Annotated in this window: 12 protein-coding genes and 1 riboswitch; of the genes, 3 read left to right on the forward strand and 9 right to left on the reverse strand. The window is 69.6% G+C overall.

Annotation, left to right across the window (positions count from 1 at the left end):
• Positions 1-79: 79 nt before the first annotated feature.
• Together PGN12_00625 and PGN12_00630 are read left to right on the forward strand one after the other, a co-directional pair.
• Entirely contained in the window at positions 80-1321 is a 1242-nt protein-coding gene (locus PGN12_00625) for a threonine ammonia-lyase (protein MEH3102394.1), read from the forward strand.
• Between the two features lie 133 nt (positions 1322-1454).
• The gene (locus tag PGN12_00630; GenBank protein MEH3102395.1) at positions 1455-2213 is read left to right on the forward strand and encodes an arginyltransferase; all 759 of its coding nucleotides are present in this window, start codon (positions 1455-1457) and stop codon (positions 2211-2213) included.
• A gap of 94 nt (positions 2214-2307) precedes the next feature.
• Here the strand turns inward: PGN12_00630 and PGN12_00635 are convergent, their stop codons facing one another.
• The 5 genes from PGN12_00635 to PGN12_00655 all read right to left on the reverse strand — a co-directional run bounded on the left by PGN12_00635 (position 2308) and on the right by PGN12_00655 (position 8856).
• The gene (locus PGN12_00635) at positions 2308-3357 is read right to left on the reverse strand and encodes a low specificity L-threonine aldolase (protein ID MEH3102396.1); all 1050 of its coding nucleotides are present in this window, start codon (positions 3355-3357) and stop codon (positions 2308-2310) included.
• Between the two features lie 54 nt (positions 3358-3411).
• Positions 3412-3517: riboswitch (SAM-I-IV-variant riboswitch) on the reverse strand.
• A 28-nt stretch (positions 3518-3545) separates the two neighbouring features.
• Positions 3546-4346, reverse strand: a complete 801-nt coding sequence (locus PGN12_00640; protein ID MEH3102397.1) for a transglutaminase family protein — start codon at positions 4344-4346, stop codon at positions 3546-3548.
• Positions 4346-5281: an alpha-E domain-containing protein gene (locus tag PGN12_00645; GenBank protein ID MEH3102398.1), complete on the reverse strand. Its 936-nt coding sequence runs from the start codon at positions 5279-5281 to the stop codon at positions 4346-4348. The genes PGN12_00640 and PGN12_00645 overlap by 1 nt, the downstream gene beginning before the upstream one ends.
• Positions 5281-6783 (reverse strand): circularly permuted type 2 ATP-grasp protein, encoded by a 1503-nt coding sequence (locus tag PGN12_00650; protein MEH3102399.1) that lies wholly within the window; start codon positions 6781-6783, stop codon positions 5281-5283. The genes PGN12_00645 and PGN12_00650 overlap by 1 nt, the downstream gene beginning before the upstream one ends.
• A gap of 90 nt (positions 6784-6873) precedes the next feature.
• The gene (locus tag PGN12_00655) at positions 6874-8856 is read right to left on the reverse strand and encodes a protein-disulfide reductase DsbD family protein (protein MEH3102400.1); all 1983 of its coding nucleotides are present in this window, start codon (positions 8854-8856) and stop codon (positions 6874-6876) included.
• 89 nt (positions 8857-8945) lie between these two features.
• Between PGN12_00655 and PGN12_00660 the strand changes: the two genes are divergently transcribed.
• Positions 8946-10601 carry an alkaline phosphatase family protein gene (locus PGN12_00660; GenBank protein MEH3102401.1) on the forward strand — a complete coding sequence of 552 codons (1656 nt, stop codon included), beginning with the start codon at positions 8946-8948 and terminating at the stop codon, positions 10599-10601.
• A gap of 117 nt (positions 10602-10718) precedes the next feature.
• On the opposite strand, the gene PGN12_00665 is transcribed toward PGN12_00660, so the two are convergent.
• The 4 genes from PGN12_00665 to PGN12_00680 all read right to left on the reverse strand — a co-directional run bounded on the left by PGN12_00665 (position 10719) and on the right by PGN12_00680 (position 19439).
• A complete protein-coding gene (locus tag PGN12_00665) occupies positions 10719-11201 on the reverse strand; it encodes a DUF4142 domain-containing protein (GenBank protein MEH3102402.1) in 483 nt (160 codons plus the stop codon).
• A 97-nt stretch (positions 11202-11298) separates the two neighbouring features.
• Positions 11299-13074, reverse strand: coding sequence for an SLC13 family permease (locus tag PGN12_00670; protein MEH3102403.1), 1776 nt, complete (start codon positions 13072-13074; stop codon positions 11299-11301).
• Positions 13075-13359: 285 nt separating this feature from the next.
• Complete coding sequence (locus tag PGN12_00675; GenBank protein MEH3102404.1) at positions 13360-17475, reverse strand: translocation/assembly module TamB; 4116 nt, start codon at positions 17473-17475, stop codon at positions 13360-13362.
• Positions 17475-19439, reverse strand: coding sequence for a BamA/TamA family outer membrane protein (locus PGN12_00680; protein ID MEH3102405.1), 1965 nt, complete (start codon positions 19437-19439; stop codon positions 17475-17477). The genes PGN12_00675 and PGN12_00680 overlap by 1 nt, the downstream gene beginning before the upstream one ends.
• Positions 19440-19458 lie beyond the last annotated feature (19 nt).

The raw sequence follows: 19458 nt of genomic DNA on the forward strand, positions 1-19458 counted from the left end.
GACGAACGCTGCGCAGGGGCGACGGAGTCCGGGTCGAGCGGGTGTTCCTTTCGTAACGGTGTTCCGCTACGTCCCCGCCATGGCAACCCAGCTCGCGTCCGCCCCGGCCCTTCCCGTCTCGATCGAGGACGTGCGTGCCGCGCAGATTCGCATCGGCGACGCGGTCGTGCGGACGCCGACGCTCATTAGCCAGACGCTGTCGAAGCTGACCGGCGCGACCGTCTATCTGAAGTTCGAGAACCTGCAATTCACCGCCGCCTACAAGGAGCGCGGCGCGCTCAACACGTTGCTGCAACTCTCCGACGAAGCGCGCGCCAAGGGCGTGATCGCCGCCTCGGCGGGCAATCACGCGCAGGGCCTCGCCTATCACGGCAACCGGCTGGGCGTGCCGGTGACGATCGTGATGCCGCGCAACACGCCGGTGGTGAAGGTGGTGCAGACGCAGGGGCACGGCGCGACCGTGATCCTGGAGGGCGACACGTTCGACGCCGCTTACGCCCATGCGCGCGTGCTGGAGGCGGAACGCGGCTTCACCTTCGTCCACCCGTTCGACGATCCGCGGATCATCGCGGGTCAGGGCACCGTCGCGCTGGAGATGCTGGACGAGCATCCCGAGATCGACCTGCTGGTGGTGCCGATCGGCGGCGGTGGGTTGATCTCCGGCATGGCGACGGTCGCGCGTGCCGCGGATCGGCGGATCGAGGTGGTCGGCGTCGAGGCCGAACTCTATCCGTCGATGTACAATCGCATCAACGGCACCGACCTGCCGTGCGCGGGCGACACGCTGGCCGAGGGGATCGCAGTCAAGGAGCCGGGCGGGATCACCGCGCAGATGGTCGCGCAGCTGGTCGACGACATCGTGCTCGTCTCCGAACGCTATCTGGAAGAGGCGCTGAGCCTGTTGCTCCAGATCGAGAAGACCGTCGTCGAGGGTGCGGGCGCGGCGGGGCTGGCCGCGCTGCTCGCGCATCCCGAGCGGTTCCGCGGACGGACGATCGGCGTGGTGCTGTGTGGCGGCAATATCGACACGCGGCTGCTCGCCAACGTGCTGCTGCGCGATCTGGCGCGGTCGGGGCGGCTGGCGCGGCTACGGCTGCGGCTGCAGGATCAGCCCGGCGCGCTCTACAATGTGATGCGGGTGTTCGATCGCGAGCGGGTGAACATCATCGAGATCTATCACCAGCGGGTGTTCACGACGCTGCCCGCCAAGGGCCTGATCACCGACATCGAATGCGAGGCGCGCGACCGGGCGCATCTCGACGGGCTGATGGTTGGGCTGCGCGAGGCGGGGTTCGAGGTGAGCACCGTCGAGCTGGCCTGAAACGGGGCGCCGCTTTGATGGTAAAGCGGCTTTTCACCGGATCGGCGTCGTCGCATATGAAGCGTTTAAGGCACAACCGCTTCGCGACGAAGATGGGTGATCGGATGGACAGCACAGGAAAGGGTCGGCACGCATGACGGCACCGTTCCGCTTCCCGCGCTTCTTCGTCACCAGCCCGCAGCCGTGCCCGTACCTGCCCGGCCGGCAGGAGCGGAAGGTGTTCACCGAATTGTCCGGCCCCGAAGCCGGCGAGCTGAACGACGCGCTCGGCCGGATCGGTTTTCGCCGCAGCCAGTCGGTCGCGTATCGTCCGAGCTGCGCGGGCTGCGCCGCCTGCGTCTCAGTGCGGGTGCGGACGCACGAATTCGAGCCCAATGCGACGCAGCGCAAGCTGATGCGGCGCCACGCCGATCTCGACGTGTCGGCGTGCCGGCCGTGGGCGACCGACGAGCAATATACGCTGATGCGCCGCTATCTGTCGGCGCGGCATCCCGGCGGCGGGATGGCCGCGATGGACGAAGGCGACTTCGCCGACATGATCGAACATTCGCCGGTCAATTCGGTGGTGGTCGAATATCGTGAGCCGTCGGACGGCACGCGGCCGGGCAAATTGATCGGCTGTTGCCTCACCGACCGGCAGGCTGACGGGCTGTCGATGGTCTACAGCTTCTTCGACACCGATCAGGATGCGCGCCCTGCACTCGGCAATTACATCATCCTCGACCATATCGCGCGCGCGCGGGCGGCGGGGCTGCCCTATGTGTACCTCGGTTACTGGGTGAAGGGGTCGCAGCGGATGGCGTACAAGACGCGTTATCGGCCGATCGAGATGCTCGGTGCGCATGGATGGGTGTTGATGCCGGAGGATGAAGCGGCAGCGGTGGTCGTTTGATTCCGTCGTCCCGGACTTGATCCGGGACCCGCTTCTTCCCGACCGGCGCAGAAGAAGCGGGACCCCGGATCACGTCCGGGGTGACGATTGGAGGCTAGGCCAGCGCGCGCACCTCGCACGCCGCGCGGATGTCGGCCGCGAGTTCGTCGACGCGCGCCGGATCGGCGTCCCACGCGAACATGAAGCGCGCGCCGCCGCCGATGAAGGTGTAGAACCGCCAGCCGCGTGCGCGTACCTCGTCGAGCACCGCCTCGGGTGCGACGAGGAACACCGAATTGGCCTGTACCGGGAACAGCAATTGCACCGCGGGGAGATCGGCGACCCGCGCCGCCAGCCGCTCGGCGCAGGCGTTGCCGTGTTCGGCATTGCGCAGCCATGCGCCGCTCTCGATCAGCCCGATCCATGGCGCGGAGAGGAAGCGCATCTTCGACGCGAGCTGCCCGGCCTGCTTGCAGCGATAGTCGAAATCCTCGGCGAGCACGCGGTCGAAGAAGATCACCGCCTCGCCGACCATCAGCCCGTTCTTGGTGCCGCCGAAGCACAAGACGTCGACCCCCGCCTCCCAGGTGATCGCGGCGGGGGTGCAGCCGAGCGCGGCGCACGCATGGGCGAAGCGCGCGCCGTCCATGTGCAGCTTGAGCCCCAGTTCGCGGCACGCCGCCGAGATCGCCAGCACCTCGGCGACCGAATAGACTTGGCCCGTTTCGGTCGGCTGGGTGATCGTGACGACGCGCGGCTTGGGGAAGTGGATGTCGGAACGGCTGTTCGCGAGGGTGCGGATCGCCTCGGGGGTCAGCTTGCCATCGGTGGACGGCGCGAGCAGCAGCTTCGAGCCGTTCGAGAAGAACTCGGGCGCGCCGCATTCATCGGTTTCGACGTGCGCCGCCGAGGAGCAGATGACGCTGTGATAGCTCTGGCAGAGCGAGGCCAGCGCGAGCGAATTGGCGGCGGTGCCGTTGAAGACGAAGAACACCTCCGCATCGGTTTCGAACAGCGTCCGGAAACTGTCCGACGCGCGCTGCGTCCAGTCGTCATCGCCATAGGCGACCGCCGAGCCGGCATTGGCGGCAAGCATCGCCTCCAGCGCCTCCGGGCAGGCTCCGGCATAATTGTCGCTGGCGAATTGCTGGGGCTGGGTCGTCACGGTCGCTGATCCTGTTGCTCGTTCGGGCATCAGGAGTCGGGACGACATGTGGCGAGGGGGCCCGTTGGTTGCCGGTCCGGCCACATCCCTCCGCTACCGGAGGCGCCACCTTGCTCGGGAGCAGGTTGGCGTCGAACTAGGTCGACTCTTGATGTTGGGGAGGCCGGTATACGATCGGGCTCTTAAGGTCAATCCTGCCCGCTGACCTGCACCTCGACGTCGAGACATTCGCGCCCTTCGCCGAGCCGTGAGCCCGCGACCGGCGAGCAACCGGCCGCGTCGAGCGCGACCGCGACGCGGACGTGATGCGCCTCCGGCGACGATCCGAGCGTCGGGTCGAACCCGACCCAGCCGAGCCCGTCGACCCATGCGTCGGCCCAACCGTGCGGGGTCGGGCGACCGTTGGGCAGCGCATCGCAATAGCCGGTGACGTAACGCGCCGGGAAACCGGCGGCGCGCGCGGCGGCGACGAAGATCTGCGCCAGATCGCGCGCGGTGGCGGTGTCGCGCGCGAAAGCGGCGGTGACGGTCAGCCCGGGTTCGGGACGCCCGTCGACCAATGCGAAACGCTCATGCACCGCGGCGTTGAGCGCGTGGAGCGCCGCGATCGGTGCCCGCCCCTCGGTTGCCGCCTGCGCGAAGGCAGCGAGCGCGGGCTCGGCATAGGTCGCGGGGGTGCTGCGCAGATACAGCGCGGCGGGCAGCGGCTCGAACGTGCCGTGCAGCACTCCGCTCGACGAACTCGTCACCACCTCGCCCGAAACGCTGATCTCGATCCCAGACAGCGGGCCTTCGGCATAGAGCATGGTCGTGATGTTGCCGAAGCCGTCACGATGCTCGCGCAGCCGCGCGTCGCAGTCGATGTTGATGTCCCATGCCGCGACCGTCTGGTCGTGCGTGTTGCGCGGCGTCATCCGCAGCAATTGCACCACCCGGCCCTGCGGCGCGGTGAAGCGGTAGGTGGTGCGATGATCGATGGTCAGGCGCATCAGTGGAACTTGAATTGTCGGCCGATCGCGTCGTGCAATTGCGCGTTTTCGACGATCAGGGCCTGAAGATGCTGGTGGAGCCCGGCGGCGATCACGTCGCCGGTGCGGGTGCGCGCGACCCGCGCTTGCCGCGTCCGCGCCATCCGGTCGGCCTCGCCCTGCGTGCCGCTCGCGCGCGCCAGCGCGGTGAGCGCGGCGACGGTTTCCTCGATCGAGGCGGCGAGGCTGCGCGGCAGCTCGCCACGGCTGAGCAGCAGGTCGATGACGTTGGTCGGGTTGAGCCCGTCGTTGTAGAGCCAGCGGAAGGCGGTGACCGCCGAAACGGTCTGCAGGATCGTCGTCCATTGGTCGCGATCGACCGTGCCGCCGACGCGCTCCCCCTCCGGCAGCAGGATGTGATATTTGACGTCGAGCAACCGCGCGGTGTTGTCGGTGCGCTCGACCGCCTGGCCAAGCCGGATGAACGAGGTCGTCTGGTTGCGGAGCATCCGGTGCACCGCCCCCTCGAAGCCGCGCGTCTCGGCCTTGACCGCATCGACCACCCCGAGCACCGCGGTGGGATCGAGCCGGCCGATCCGCTGGTCGAAGATCAGCCACGCGCCGTTGATCGCCTGCCACGCCTCGCGGCTGAGCGCGGTGCGCACCGCACGGGCATTGTCGCGCGCCATCGCGAGGCAGCGCAGGATCGACCCCGGATGCGAGCTGTCGGCGAGCAGGAATTGCGCGACCTCCTCGCGGCTGAGCATATGGCCACCGGCCGCGAAGGCGTCAGCGGTTTCGCTGACCGCCAGCGCAGTGCGCCACGCATCCTCACCCGCCGAGCGTGGCGAAAGCACGTCGAGCCGCAGCGTCGCCTCGATCAGCCGCGCGACGAAATCGGCGCGCTCGACATAGCGGCCGAGCCAGTAGAGCGACGCGGCGGTGCGGCTGAGCATCAGCGCTGCCCCCCGCCCAGCGTCTGCGTCATGGTGCCCCCCGCGCCCGACATCGTCTGGGTCATGCCGCGCGGCTCGTCCATGAGCACGAAGCTGTCCTTGGTCCCGCCGCCCTGCGACGAATTGACGACCAGCGACCCCTCGCGCAGCGCCACGCGGGTCAGCCCGCCGGGGACGACCTGCACGCCCTTCGCGCCGGTCAGCACGAACGGGCGGAAGTCGACGTGCCGCGGCGCGACGCCCTGTTCGACCAAGGTCGGGACGGTCGACAGCGCCAGCGTCGGTTGCGCAATGTAGCGCTCGGGCTCGGCGACCAGCGCCGCACGGAAGCGTTCGATCTCGGCCGACGAGGCAGTGGGGCCGACCAGCATCCCGTAACCGCCCGAGCCGTCGACCAGTTTGACCACCAGCTCATCGAGATGGTCGAGCACATATTTCAGCGCCTGCGGCTCGCGGCAGCGATAGGTTTCGACATTGGGCAAGCGTGCGGCACCGCCCGAGTAATATTTCACGATCTCGGGCATGTAGCTGTAGATCGCCTTGTCGTCGGCGATGCCGTTGCCCGGCGCGTTGATGATCGCGACATTGCCCGCCGCATAAGCCGCGATCAGCCCGGGCACGCCGAGCATCGAATCGGGGCGGAAGACGAGCGGATCGAGGTAATCGTCGTCGACGCGGCGGTAGATGACGTCGACGCGCACCCGGCCCTCGATCGTGCGCATGTAGACGATGTCGTCATCGACGACGAGGTCGGCGGCCTCGACCAGCTCGATGCCCATCGAGTCGGCGAGGAAGCTGTGTTCGTAATAGGCCGAATTGTAATGGCCGGGCGTCAGCACCACGCAGGTCGGTTTGCCGCCGCACCCGCGCGGCGCGACCGAGCGCATCGTCTCCAGCAGCCGGTCGGGATAGCTGTCGACCGCGGCGACCCGGAATTTCGAGAACAGCTCCGGGCACAGCCGCACCATCGCCTCGCGGTTTTCCAGCATGTAGCTGACGCCGGAGGGCGTGCGGGCGTTATCCTCCAGCACGAAGAAGTCGTCCGGACCGGTGCGGACGAGGTCGATCCCGCAAATATGCGCCCAGACGTCGTGCGGCGGGCGGATGCCGGCGATCTCGGGACGGAATTGCGCGTTGCCGAGGATCAGATCGGCGGGCAGCACGCCATCGTGCAGGATCTTCTGGTCGCCATAAATATCGACGAGGAACGCGTTGATCGCCTCGACACGCTGGACCAGCCCCTCGGACAGCCGCGCCCATTCGTCGGCGAGGAAGACGCGCGGGACAATATCGAACGGGATGATCCGCTCGCCCGCCTCGCTCTCGCCATAGACCGCGAAGGTGATGCCGAGCTGCCGGAAGGTCGTCTCCGCCGATTGCTGGCGGCGTCGCAACTCGCCATCGGGCGTGTCGGCCAGCCAGCGACACAATTCGCGCAGTTCGGGCCGCGCGCCGTCGGCGTCGCTTGCCCCCATGATTTCATCGAACGCCGCTGTCCCCATTTGTCCCCTGCAACGCCCGACAACCGGATTCGTCGCATGCTGAGCGAGATCAAGCGCGCGCGCAACACTTCATTGCAGTGCAGCAGTCCCTCAACGCAACGATGAAAGCATTGCGGGCGTCAGCACCTGCGGGAGCACGCGCGGCGCGGCAGCCGTGGGCGGGTAGAAGAGGTAGAGCGGCACCCCCGCGCGATTGTGCTGCGCGATGAAACGACCGAGCACCGGGTCGCCATCGGTCCAGTCCCCGACCAGCACCGCGACCTTGTTGCGCTTGAAGGCGTCGGCCACCGCCTGCGTCTCGATCGCGGCCTTCTCGTTGACCTTGCACGTCAGGCACCAGTCGGCTGTGAAGTAAGCGAACACCGGACGCCCCTCGGCGCGCAAGGCGGCGAGCCGCGCCTCGGTGAACGGTTCGGCACCCGCGACGCTGGCCACCGCCACGCCGGCCGGCTGCGCCCGGACGGTGGCGATTGCCGCGCCGCCTAGCAGCAGCGCGATCAGCGCCGGCGCCCAAATCAGCCGGCCGCCCTGCACCTGCCGCCGCCCGCTCCACCACAGCCCCAGCCCGGCGAGCAGCGCGGCGGCGAGCGCGACCGTCATCCCGTCGACCCCCGCCTGTCGTCCGAGCACCCAGGCGAGCGCGAGCGCGGTCGCGAACATGGGTACCGACAGAATGTGGCGCAGCCGCACCATCCACATGCCGGGCTTCGGCAGCCGCCGCCGCAGCGCGGGGACGAAGCCGATCAACAGGAACGGCAGCGCGATGCCGAGCCCCAGCCCCGCGAACACCAGCAGCGCCGCGACCGGCGGCAACACCAGCGCCGCACCGAGCGCCGCGCCCATGAACGGCCCGGTGCACGGCGTCGCGACGAACGCGGCGAGCGCACCGGTCATGAACGCGCCGCTCGCACCGCTGCGCCCGGCGAATTGCGGAGTCGGCAGCTCGAACAGTCCGGCGAGGTTGAGCGCGATCGCGACGACCAGCAGCAGCAGCACGCCGACGACGCGCGGGTCCTGCAACTGGAACGCCCAGCCCGCGCTCGCCCCGCCCGCGCGCAGTACAAGCAGGGTCGCACCCAGCGCGAGGCACACCAACACCACGCCGGCGGTATAGGCGAGCGCCTCGGTCCGCGCGTGGCGCTCGCTCTCGCCCGAGCGCGCGAGCCCGAGCGCCTTGAGGCTGAGGATCGGGAACACGCACGGCATGATGTTGAGCAGCAACCCACCGAGCAATGCACCCCCGAACGCCGCCAGCGCGACGCCCCAGTCGAGCCCCGCCGACGCCGTTGCAGGCGCGACGGTGCCGGGCTGCGCGATCAGCGCCAGCGCGGTGCCGTCGCCGAGCGTCAGTACGCCCTCCAGCGCGCCGCGCTCCGGTGTGGCGGCGGCCTTGGTCTCGATCACCAGCCGCTCGCCGTCGCGGATGACGGTCTGCTGGGCGGGATAATCGGTCGCACCGCCGCGCGCGGGGTAAAACCATGCCTGCCCCAGCGGCGCGTCGGCAGGATATGGCACCGACAGGCGGAAACGCCCGGCGTCGATCTGCCATGTCGCGGTGCTGCCGAGCGGGCGCGGAAGCGCGCGGCGCCATGCGTCGAATTGCGCGCGACGTGCCGGCGTCACCGCACCGTCGTCGACCGTCAGTTGCGTGCTCAGCTCCTGCGTTTCGGGGACGCAGATCGTCTCGGTACAGACGAGATAGTCGAGTTTGACCCGGATCGGCAGCGGGGTGCCGGTGGCCAGTCCCTTGGGCAGGGTGAGCGTCGTCAGCATCGTCCACGGGCGTTCGTAGACGTGGTTCATCAACCCGGCGATCACCAGCCGCCCCGGCGGGGGATAGGCGAGCGTGCCGGCGGTCGCGCCCGCCGGCAGCGTCCAGGTCGCGCGCGTCGCCACCCCTGCGTCGCCGGGGTTTAGCCAATAACCGTGCCAGCCGGCATCGGGGACGGCATGGATCGCGAGCGCGACCGTGCTGCCCGCCGCGGGCCGGTCGCTCTCGGCGATCAACGTCATCGCGACATGCCGCGTCTGTGCGCCGGCCGTTTGGGCGAGCAGCAGCGAGGCGGCTGTCATCAGAGTGAAAAGCGCCGCGCGCATTGCTTGCCTGATCATCGGAGCGGGATCATAGCCGCTTCGCTCCCCCGTTGCATCAAGGTTGCCCGATGAAATCGCTGTTCGCCGCCGCTCTGCTGACCACCGCCGCGCTGGTGCTTCCCGCCATCGCCCAGACACCGGCCGCCGCGCCCGCGATCGCCGCGACGCCGCAGGGCAAGCCGAAGCTGATCGTCGCGATCTCGGTGGACCAGTTTTCCGCCGACCTGTTCGCGCAATATCGCAACCGCTACACCGACGGCCTCGCGCGCTTGCAGCAGGGCGTGGTGTTTCCCTCCGGCTATCAGAGCCATGCCGCGACCGAGACCTGCCCCGGCCATTCGACGATTCTGACGGGCATGCGCCCCGCACATACCGGAATCATCGCCAACCACTGGATCGACCAGCGCGCCGGGCGGCCCGACAAGACCGTCTATTGCTCGGAGGACGAGCGCGCGCCGGGGTCGGATCACGACAAATACCAGCCGTCCGACCTGCACCTGCGCGTCGATACGTTGGGCGACATGATGAAGCGCGCCGATCCGCGCACCCGCGTCGTCGCGGTGGCGGGCAAAGACCGCGCGGCGATCATGATGGGCGGGCACCACACCGATCAGATGTGGTTCTGGGCGACCGACCATTTCATCACCCTTCCGTCGCGCAGCACTGCGCCGGTGCCGGCGGTGGTAACCCGTGCAAATGACGCGGTCGGCAAGCTGCTGGCGGGGGCGCAGGCGCCGCTGCCGCTGCCGGGCTATTGCAAGGGACTGGCGCAGCCGATCACGGTCGGCGCGCAGACGATCGGCACCGGGCAATTCCAGCGCGCGGCCGGCGACGCCAAGTCGTTTCGCGCCTCGCCCGCGCTCGACGGCGCGGTGTTCGCGCTGGCCGCCGGGCTGATCCAGGACATGAAGCTCGGCCATGGCGCGGGTACCGACCTGATCGCGGTCGGTGCGTCGGCGACCGACTATGTCGGCCACGCGCTGGGCACGCAGGGCTCCGAGATGTGCATCCAGATGGCGCAGCTCGACCAGACGATCGGCGCGTTCCTCGCGCAGCTCGACGAATGGGGGCTGGATTACGAGGTGATGCTGACCGCCGACCACGGCGCGCACGACATGACCGAGCGCCAGCAGCAGCGCGCGATGCCGATGGAGGAACATGCTTCCGCCAGCAATGCTGCCGAGTTGGTCGGGGCGGCGATCGGGCGCGACCTCGGCATCGCCGGACGAGTGCTGATCGGGCCGGAGAGCGATGTCTATATCGCCGACACCGTGCCCCCCGCCCGTCGCAAGCAGGTGCTGGCGGAGGCGAAGCGCCGCTATCTGGCGATGCCGCAGGTCGCCGCCGCCTTCACCCGCGACGAGATCGCGGCGACGCCGTTCGCCAGGACTCCGCCCGAGGCATGGACGCTGGCGGAACGCGCGCGCGCCTCTTATGATGCGGAGCGGTCGGGCGACCTGATGGTGCTGCTCAAGCCGCGGGTGACGACGATCGTCACGCCTGCTCCCTTCTATGTCGAGACGCACGGCAGCCCGTGGGATTACGACCGGCGCGTGCCGATCCTGTTCTGGCGCAAGGGGATGGTCGCGTTCGAGCAACCGCTGTCGGTGGAAACGGTCGACATCGCGCCGACGCTGGCGGCGACGATCGGGCTACCGGTGTCGGGGCTCGACGGGCGGTGCCTCGATCTGGACGCTAGCGCGGGGGACACTTGCCCGAAGTGAGGGGGATTACCGGACTCCAATAACGTCGTCGCCCCGGGCTCGACCCGGGGCCCCGCTTCTTCAGCGCGCTGCGATAAAAGCGGGGCCCCGGATCACGTCCGGGGTGACGCAGAGGGATTACATGCCCGCGAGCATGTCGATGTGGTGCTGCACGACCGGGGCGATTTGGCTGGCGGCGGTCTTCAACGAACCGGCGGTGCCGTTAGCCGCATAGCCCCGATGCAGCGCCAGCGCCTGCTGGTGCGCGGTCTGCTGCTGGGTCAGGTAGGTGCGGTCGCGCGCGGTGCCGCTTTCCTTGCGGAGCTGCGCCACCATGCCGTTCTGCTCGGGCGTCATCATCGGCGGCTTGGGCTTCAGCCCGGCTTGCGTCGCCGCGCTCTTGACCATCGCGGTGCTCTTCTCGTGGTCGCGGATCATGCCTTGCGCGAACGAGCGGACCTTGGGGTCCTTGGTCGATTGCAGGACGATCTGGCTCGACGTCTTCTCGTAGAGATCGCCCGCACCAGCGGCGGCGACATAGCCGTCAGGGGTCGTTTGCTGCGCGACGGCCGGGGCGGCGAGCACGATGGCAAGGGTAGCGACCGGCAGGAAACGCTTCATCTTCTCTCTCCGTAACATGCTTGGCAACATGCTGTCGCAAACGCGTCGCGCGCCGCGAACGTCCCGGAAAGACGCCGAAATTTCTACGTGATCCCGATCAATGGAGCGGCCAGAAGAACAGGATCAGCGGCGTGCCGACCAGCAGCACCAGCGCCGACAGCGGCGCACCGAGCCGCGCATAATCGCCGAAGCGATAGCCACCCGGCCCCAGCACCAATGTATTGCACTGATGTCCGATCGGGGTGAGGAAATCGCTGCCCGCGCCGACCGCGGTCGCCATCAGGAACGCCTCCGGGCGATAGCCGAGATCGCCCGCGAATTGCGCGGCGATCGGCGCCATCACCAGCACGGTCGCGGCATTGTTGAGGAACGGCGTCACCGCCATTGCCGCGGCGAGGATCAGCGCCACCGCGCCCCATGGCGGAAGCACGGTCGCGGTCTGCGCCAGCCAGGTCGCGATGACGTCCGACGCGCCGGTAGTGCGCAGCGAGTCGGATACCGGGATCAGCGCGCCGAGCATCACGAGGATCGGCCATTCGATATGGTTGTACGCCTCGCGCACCGGCAGCAGCCCGGTCGCGACGACGATCCCCGCCGCCGCGAAGAAGGCGACGCCGACCGGCACCCAGCCCATCGCGGTCGCGAACATCGCCGCGCCGAGCACCGCGACCGGCAACCACCCGCGCCGGCTGGTGCCGAGCCGCAGTTCGCGCTCGGCGAGCGGCAGACAGCCGAGTTCGCGCAATTTTTCGGGCAAGGTGTCGAGCGTGCCCTGCAGCACCACCACGTCGCCGGTGCGCAGCGCGATATTGCCGAGCCGTCGCGACAGCCGCTCGTCGCGCCGCGAGATCGCGATCAGGTTGACGCCGTAGCGCGCCTGCAGGTCGAGCCGCCCGGCGGTCTGCCCTTCCAGCGGCGAACCGAGGTTGATGACCGCCTCGATCACGCCGATCTCGCTTTCGCCGCGGTCGGTGCGCTTCTCGCGCTCCTCGCTCTCGAGCGTCAGCCGGTCGCCCGCGATCGCACGTTCCAGCGCATCGGGATCGCCGCCGAGGATCAGCGTATCGCCCGCGCGCAGTTCGGTATCGGCCATCGGATGGCTGCGCATCCCGGCGCGGACCATGCGGGTGATCGTCACCTCATGCTCGTGGCGGTCGAGGAACGCTTCGACCGTCTCACCGACCGCGGGCGAGCCGTCAGGGATCACGATCTCGGTGACATAGCCGGTGATGTCGAGCGCCTCGGCCATGCTCGGCGCGGCGCGACGGTCGGCGGGGATCAGCCGATAGGCGATGCTGAGATACAGCAGGCCGACGACCAGCAGCCCGAGTCCGACCGGCGTATAGTCGAACATTCCGAACGGCTCGCCGAGCATCTGTTCGCGCGAGCGGCTGACGATGATGTTCGGCGAGGTGCCGACCAGCGTCATCAGCCCGCCGAGAAGCGAGGCAAACGACATCGGCATCAGGAACACCGACGGTGAGGCGTTGTTCTTCTTCGCCATTTGGATCGCGGCGGGCATCAGCATCGCCAAAGCGCCGATGTTCTTGACGAGCGCGCTGGCGACGCCCACCGAGCCGGTCAGCACGAGCAGTTGCCCCCGCACGCGTTTCACACGGCGCGCGACCTTGCGCAGCACGCGCTCGATCACGCCGGAGCGCTGTACCGCCGCCGACAGAACGAGCGCGGAGGCGACGATGATGACGATGTCGTCGGAGAAGCCCTTGAAGGCATCGCCGGGCGCGACGATGCCGAGCGCGAGGCTGGCGAGCAGCGCGATGATCGCGACGACGTCGTAGCGGAAGCGCCCCCAGATGAAGAGCGCCATCATCCCGATCAGGGTGGCGATCGAGAGAAGTTGTGGCGTGGTCATCGTCAGGCGCTCAACCGTGGCGGGCCTAGAGCGGTTCCAGCCTGTTGCCGCAGGATAGGCTGAATCGGCCGCCAGCGGCGGTGCGCATGTCCTTCGAGACGAGGCCCTTCGACGCCGCCTGCGGCGTCGCTCAGGACAGGCTTCGACAGGCTCAGCCTCTCCTCAGGTCGAACGGGGGTCGGTGAGGCAAAGCATCAACCTGCCGCCAACCAGTCCGTTCGTGCTGAGGAGCCATCGAGCGAAGTCGAGATGGCGTCTCGAAGCACGGTTAGTTTGAGCCGCCGTTCAGTAATCCCGCGAAATACGAACGTTGCCGCTCTGCCGCCCCAGCGTCGAAATCGAGGACAGCAGCGACAGCCAGCGCGTCACCTGGAATTCGACGCGCGTCGCGGAATAGCCCGCGCCATCGGTGATGATCTCCGCATAGAGCCGCCGCGTCACATACTTCCCCGCCGCGATCGACGTGCCCTGCCCGGTCTGCGGATCGGCGGGGAGGATGCGCAGCCGGTCGAGCCCCGCGGCGCGGCGCACCGCGTTGATCGGGTTGAGCCCGTTGCCGCCGTCCTGCAACGCCGCCACCGCGGCGGCGAGCTGGAGCGCCTCGGGCGCGGACAGGTTGGTGATCGAGGTGCCGAACAGCAGCCGCGAGAGCAATTCGTCCTGCGGCAACGCCGGGGTGCTCGCGAAGCTGATCTCCGGTTTTTGCGCGACACCGGTGACGCGGATCGTCGCGTTGAGCCCCGTCGTGTTCGCGGCCGCCTCGATATCGAGCGCGGGATTGGCGGGCACTTCGCCGGCAAAGCGGATGATCCCGCGCGACAGCTCGAACTCGCGCCCCGCGAACTCATAATCGCCGCGAACCAGATCGGCGCGTCCGGTGATCGCGGGGTTGGTCGGCGAGCCGGCGATCTGCACGTCGGTGGTCCATTCGCTGGCCAGCCCGAGCCCCGACACCATCAGGCCGTTGCGCGCGCGCGCATGAACGTCGAGCCGCCACGGCGCAGCGGCATCGTCGTCGACCTGATCGCCGCCCGGCACGTTGATCTCGCGGACGTTGATCTGCGGCAGCGCGCTGGCGACGGTCGCCTGTCCCAGCCGGTAGCGGCTGCTGTCGAGCCGCACGTCGCCCGAGATGACGCCGCCGACCCCGTCCGAGGTGAAGGCGAGCGGTCCGGTCGCGGTGGCGCCGATGTCCTCGCGGTCGATCAGCACCGCATGATCGGCATCGATGCGCAGGTCGAACGCCACGCCGTTGGCGGCGGCGAAGTCGAACGTGCCGGTGCCGGTCACCCGCCCGCCACGCCCGGCATCACCAGTGAAGCGCTCGATCCGCAGCCGTGATCCGTCGAAGCGCCCCGCGGTCTGGATATTGGTGACGACGGTGCCGGTGGTCGCGCTCTGAATGCGCGCGTTGCTGGCACGGACCAGCCCGCGGATCTGTGGCGTCGCGACGGTGCCGGTCACGTCCGCCGACAGCGCGACCGGACCGGACAGGTCGAACAGCTCGATGCGGGTGAGCCGCCAGAGCGTGTCGGCGGGGCCGGAATAGCGCAGCTGCGCAAACACGCCCGCCTTGGTCAGCCGCTCGACGAGATCGCCGCTGCCCAGCGGCTTGAGCAGCGCCTGCGCGCGTCCGACGGTGCGGCCGCCCGACGCCATCACCATCCGCACGCCGAGCTTGTCGGGGCTGAGCACCCCCGCGACGCCGATGTCGATCGGCGCGGACGAACTGAGCAGCCCCGAGCGGGTCAGCCCGCGGATCGTCAGATTGGTGCGCCCGGTCGGCGCCGCGCCGTCGCGCGCATTGAGTTCGAGCGTCCCCGTCGCGGTGCCGCCGAGCCCGAGCCCGCTATAGCCGATGTCGAGGACGCCGAGCGGCAGGCGCGTGAGCGACGCGCGCACCGCGGTTTCGCCATTGCCGAGACGACCCGACACTTCAGCTGCCCCACCCGCGAACGTAAGCTTGGTCGGATCGAGCGTCCACAGATCGCCGTCGCGGCGGAAGACCGCGGGCGTCTCCAGCCGGATCGGCTGCGCGCCGATCGTCCCGGAAGCGCGGACCGCATAGCCGTCCGCGGTGATCTGCGTGACCGTGTCGACACGGAAGCCGACCCCGCGCGAGCCGGCGATCGACGCGCGGACCTCGCCGGTGTCGCCGGTCAGCGCCGCCTGCCCGGAGAAGCGCGACACCGACAGCGCGCCGCGCCGCAGCCCTGCGCCGCTGGTGGTGGCGTTGACGCGTGCACCATCGGGTTCGAGCAGCACGTTGAAATCGACCCGCGCCTGCCGGACGGTCGCCGCGCCGGCCAGCCGCGCGTTGCGCGCGTCGATTCGCCCGCTGATCCGTTGCACTTCGCCGACCGGCGCGAAATCGAGCGCACCGGTGAAGCCGCCGCCCGCGACGGTCATCCGTCCTCGGAACCCGCCGTCGACGATGTCGAGCGTGCCGGTGGCGCGTGTGCCGCTGACGTCGAGCCGCGCGATCGCGATCTGCGCCTGCCCGCCCGGCGGCAGCAGGATCGCGCCCGCGCCCTCGAACGGGCCGAGCCGCGACCCGCCCGCGGCGGCGAAGGCGAAGCCCTGCGGCGTGGGGTCGAGGTGCGCGCCGACGTTGCTGAGCCCCATTGCCGCATTGGGGCGCGCGAAAACGAGGTCGATCGTCGGCTTCTCGATCTTGCCGTCGAGCTTGAGCTGCACCGGGCCGTAGCTGCTCTGCGTCCCTGAACCCTCGAACACGAACGTGCCGTCGCGGCGGCGGTAGCCGGTGCCTGCCAGCCGCAACGACGGCGCGGTGAGCACGAGCCGGGTGAAATGGAGCACGCCGTCGGGAGTGCGCTCGAGCAAGGTCTCGATCTGCGGCAGCCCGCCGGCGAGGCTGCGGAAGAAGCCGTTGTCGAGCCGCAGCATCCGCGCGGTGCCGCGCCCGATCACGCGCGTTCCGTGGCCGTCGGCCCCGGGGACGACACGCAATTGCGACCGCACGTCGACCACGCCGAGCCCGGGGATCAGATAGCGCCCGAGCGCGCCCGACAGCGCGACATCGTAGCGCCCGGTGTGGAGGTCGAGCGTCAGCCCGATGTCGCCGGAGAGCTTGTCGGACCGCAGCTTGAGCCCGTCGCCGGTGATCGTGTCGGCGGTGACGCGCAGCACGCCGGCCACCGACAGGTTGCGCAGGATCCCGCCCGCGACATCGCCGACCCCGGTGACGCGCGCGGCGGTGAAGGCGACCGGCAGCGCGATCGGGCGCGGCCCCCAGTGGCCGCGGCCGGCCGCACGCGCCTGCTCGAAGCCGGTGTTGTCGAACGCGAAGCGATCGGCGGTCAGGCGATAGTCGAACGCGAAGGTGCGGAAATTGCCGTCAAGAATCGCGCGCAGCCGCAGCTCACGCGCGGTCATGTTGCGGAACAGCGCGGGCGGCCGCAGCAGCCGGCCGGTGACGCGCAGGTTGCGAAACGCGCTGTCGGCGAGGTCGACCATCCCCTCGGCCTGCAACGCCAGCGACGGCGAGCGCAGCGACAGAATGCCGTCGAGGCGGCGGCTGGCAAATGTGCCCGCGCCGTTGACCAGCATGCGCGGCGCGGTGAGTGACTGGAGCTTGCCGCGCGTGACGCTGGCCGGGGCGACCGTGCCGGTCAGCGTGTAGCGGCCGGCAGTGTTGCCGAGCGCGAGGTCGACGAGCCGCGCGTCGCCCGCAACCGCCACCGCCCGGCCGCGCCATTGCCGCCAGTCGCCCGCACCGTTGATGTCGAGCGCGATCGTGCGGCGCAGCCCGGTCAATTGCGCGAGCACGCCGGTCGCCGCGCCCTGCGCCTGCGCGGCGATGTCGAACTTGCCCGCGTCGGGGCGCGAGTCGAGCCGCAGTCGCACGCGGTCGCTGCCCGCCACCAGCGCATCGAGCGCGACGACCGCATGGCCATCGCGGATATCGGCGCGGGCGAGCAGCCGCCCCTCACGCACCCGCCCGGTCACCGCAGGCGCGACGATCAGCCGCGCGACCGACAGGCGGCCGATCGCGATGTCGAACTTCGGGAGCAGCGGCCCGGAGCGGCCAGTGTCGCGCGGCTCGGGCAGCTTGGCGAGCGTCGCGACCGGAATATCGAGCGCATGGATGTCGAGCCGGTTGCCGAGCCACGCGAACGGTGACCAGTCCAGCCGCGCGCGCGGCACCGACAGCACCAGCCCCTTGGGATCGTAGAGCCGGAAGTCGACCAGCTCGGCCTTGCCGTACAGCGATCCCTCGATCCGCCCGAGCCGGAAACGCAGGCCATTGTCGGGCTGGAGCGCGTTGACGCGGTCGGCGACGATCCGGTGACCGATGCCAGTGTCGATCACCACCGCGACGACCGCGACCAGCGCCAGCACCGCAGCAAGGACGAAGCCGAAAATGCGCAAGGCGCGCATCAGAATGCCTGCCCCAGCGAGACATAGACCGCGATCCGCGAATCGCCGCGCTGCGGATTGATCGGGGTGCCGACATCGACGCGGATCGGGCCGAAGTTGCTGTAATAGCGTACGCCGATCCCGGCACCGTAGCGCAGCCCGCTGAAGTCGGGCAGCCCGCCGGTGTAGATGTTGCCGCCGTCGAGGAACGGCACCACCCCGAAATTGCCGAACGCCTTCACCCGCGCCTCGATCGCGAATTCGGCGAGGCTGCGGCCGCCGATCGGATCGTTGTTGACGTCGCGCGGGCCGATCGACTGGAAGCTGTAGCCGCGCACCGACGCGCCGCCGCCGGCATAGAAGCGCCGCGACGGCGCGATCTGGTCACGCGGCGCGCCGAGGATCGTGCCGACGCGCAACCGCCCCGCCAGCACCACCGCGCCGGTGACCGGCTGATACTTGCTCGCGTCGAGCTGGACGCGGGTGTAGCCGAACACACTGTCCTGCAACGACACTTCCGGGCTGACGCGCCCCGACAGGCGGAAGCCGCGCGTCGGGTTGAGCAGATCGTCCGAGCCGTCATAGCCGAGGCTGGTCGGCAGCGCACCGATCAGGAAGGTGCGGCGGCGGGGCACGCCGGTCGCGGCGATCACGTCGCGCTCGTCGGTCGCGACCAGCTCCGCCCCCAGCGACCATGTCCAGGTCTTTTGGAAGAAGATGTTGGTCTGTCGCTCAAGCGCCGCCGAGAGCGAGATCGTCTGCGCGTCGAAGGCGTCGCGGCGCAGGTGCGCGGCGGAGAGTTGCGCGGTCAGCACACGGTCGCGCGCGTGGAAGTTGTTGCGGCGGAAGGTGATCTGCCCGAGCTGCTCGCGCGTGCCCGCCACGCCGCGCAACGTCACCGCCCCTTCGGGCGGGAACAGGTTGCGATGCGTCCAGCTGATTTCGGAGCGCGCGCCCTCGCCGGTGCCATAGCCGAGTTCGACCGCGACGGTACGCGGCGGCGCGGGTTCGAGCCGCACCGCGACATCGACGACCGCCGGGTCGGCGCCCGGCACGGCGCGCACCTCGGCGGTCGAGACCAGCCCGGTCTGCACGAGCGCGCGACGCAGATCGTCAATTTGCGAGGTTTCATAGGGCTGGTCGGGCCTGAACCGCGCGATGTCCTGCACGTGCGCGGCGTCGAACACCTTGTTGTCGGCGTTGACGGTGATCCGGCCGAAGCGCCGCGCGGTCCCCGGCGCGACCTCCATCGCCAGCGTCGCGGTCTGCGTCGCGCGATCGACCACCACTTCCGGGTCGCCGACCTGCGCGAACGGAAAACCCTCTTCGCCGATGCGGGTCTTCAGATTGGCCTCGGCGGCGGCGATCGCGTCGGCATTGACCGGATCATCGGCCTTCACGCCGAAGGCATCGCGCAGCGCCGGCGCCTTCGCCCCCGCCGCCTCGACCCCGGCGAGCGTCACCCCGGTAAAGCGATAGAGCGGCCCCGGCGTGGCGGCGAGCACCACGACCGGGCGGTTCTTCGCGCGCTCGACCCGCGTCGTGACGGTAGCGTCATAATAGCCGCTGCCCTTGAGCAACGTGACCAGCAGGTCGGCATCCTGCCGCGCGCGACGATCGAGCTGCGCGGCATTGGCCTCCTTGCCCTCCGCGCCGGCCAGTACCGACAATTCCCGGAAGCGTTGTTGCAGCAACGATCCACCGACCGCGTCGACGCCGTCGATCCGCCAGCCGTAGCGGAAGCTGGCGGCGACGTTGCTCGTCGCGGCGGTCGGCTCGCCGGGGGCGGTGGCGAGATCGGGCCAATCGACTCCGATATCGGGCAGGGGCGCGAGCTGATCGTTGGGATCGACGTCGCTCATCGGCGTCGGCGGCACGACCAGCGGCGGCGCGGGCGCGGTCTGCGCGAACGCCGGCCCCGTCACAATCATCGCGCCGCACACGACGTGACCCAGCACGCGGTGCCGCCCCACGTCCGGCCACATGCCTCGCGGTCTACCTGAC

Source organism: Sphingomonas phyllosphaerae, assembly GCA_036946405.1.
GTDB classification, from domain to species: Bacteria; Pseudomonadota; Alphaproteobacteria; order Sphingomonadales; family Sphingomonadaceae; genus Sphingomonas; species Sphingomonas phyllosphaerae_D.

Bases quoted from the DNA above. Each gene is read 5' to 3' on its own strand.
- PGN12_00625 (MEH3102394.1), top strand. From the start codon at position 80: ATGGCAACCCAGCTCGCGTCCGCCCCGGCCCTTCCCGTCTCGATCGAG.
- PGN12_00655 (MEH3102400.1), bottom strand. From the start codon at position 8,856: ATGACAGCCGCCTCGCTGCTGCTCGCCCAAACGGCCGGCGCACAGACG.
- PGN12_00675 (MEH3102404.1), bottom strand. From the start codon at position 17,475: ATGCGCGCCTTGCGCATTTTCGGCTTCGTCCTTGCTGCGGTGCTGGCG.
- PGN12_00650 (MEH3102399.1), bottom strand. From the start codon at position 6,783: ATGGGGACAGCGGCGTTCGATGAAATCATGGGGGCAAGCGACGCCGAC.
- PGN12_00670 (MEH3102403.1), bottom strand. From the start codon at position 13,074: ATGACCACGCCACAACTTCTCTCGATCGCCACCCTGATCGGGATGATG.
- PGN12_00680 (MEH3102405.1), bottom strand. From the start codon at position 19,439: ATGTGGCCGGACGTGGGGCGGCACCGCGTGCTGGGTCACGTCGTGTGC.
- PGN12_00630 (MEH3102395.1), top strand. From the start codon at position 1,455: ATGACGGCACCGTTCCGCTTCCCGCGCTTCTTCGTCACCAGCCCGCAG.
- PGN12_00640 (MEH3102397.1), bottom strand. From the start codon at position 4,346: ATGCGCCTGACCATCGATCATCGCACCACCTACCGCTTCACCGCGCCG.
- PGN12_00645 (MEH3102398.1), bottom strand. From the start codon at position 5,281: ATGCTCAGCCGCACCGCCGCGTCGCTCTACTGGCTCGGCCGCTATGTC.
- PGN12_00660 (MEH3102401.1), top strand. From the start codon at position 8,946: ATGAAATCGCTGTTCGCCGCCGCTCTGCTGACCACCGCCGCGCTGGTG.
- PGN12_00665 (MEH3102402.1), bottom strand. From the start codon at position 11,201: ATGAAGCGTTTCCTGCCGGTCGCTACCCTTGCCATCGTGCTCGCCGCC.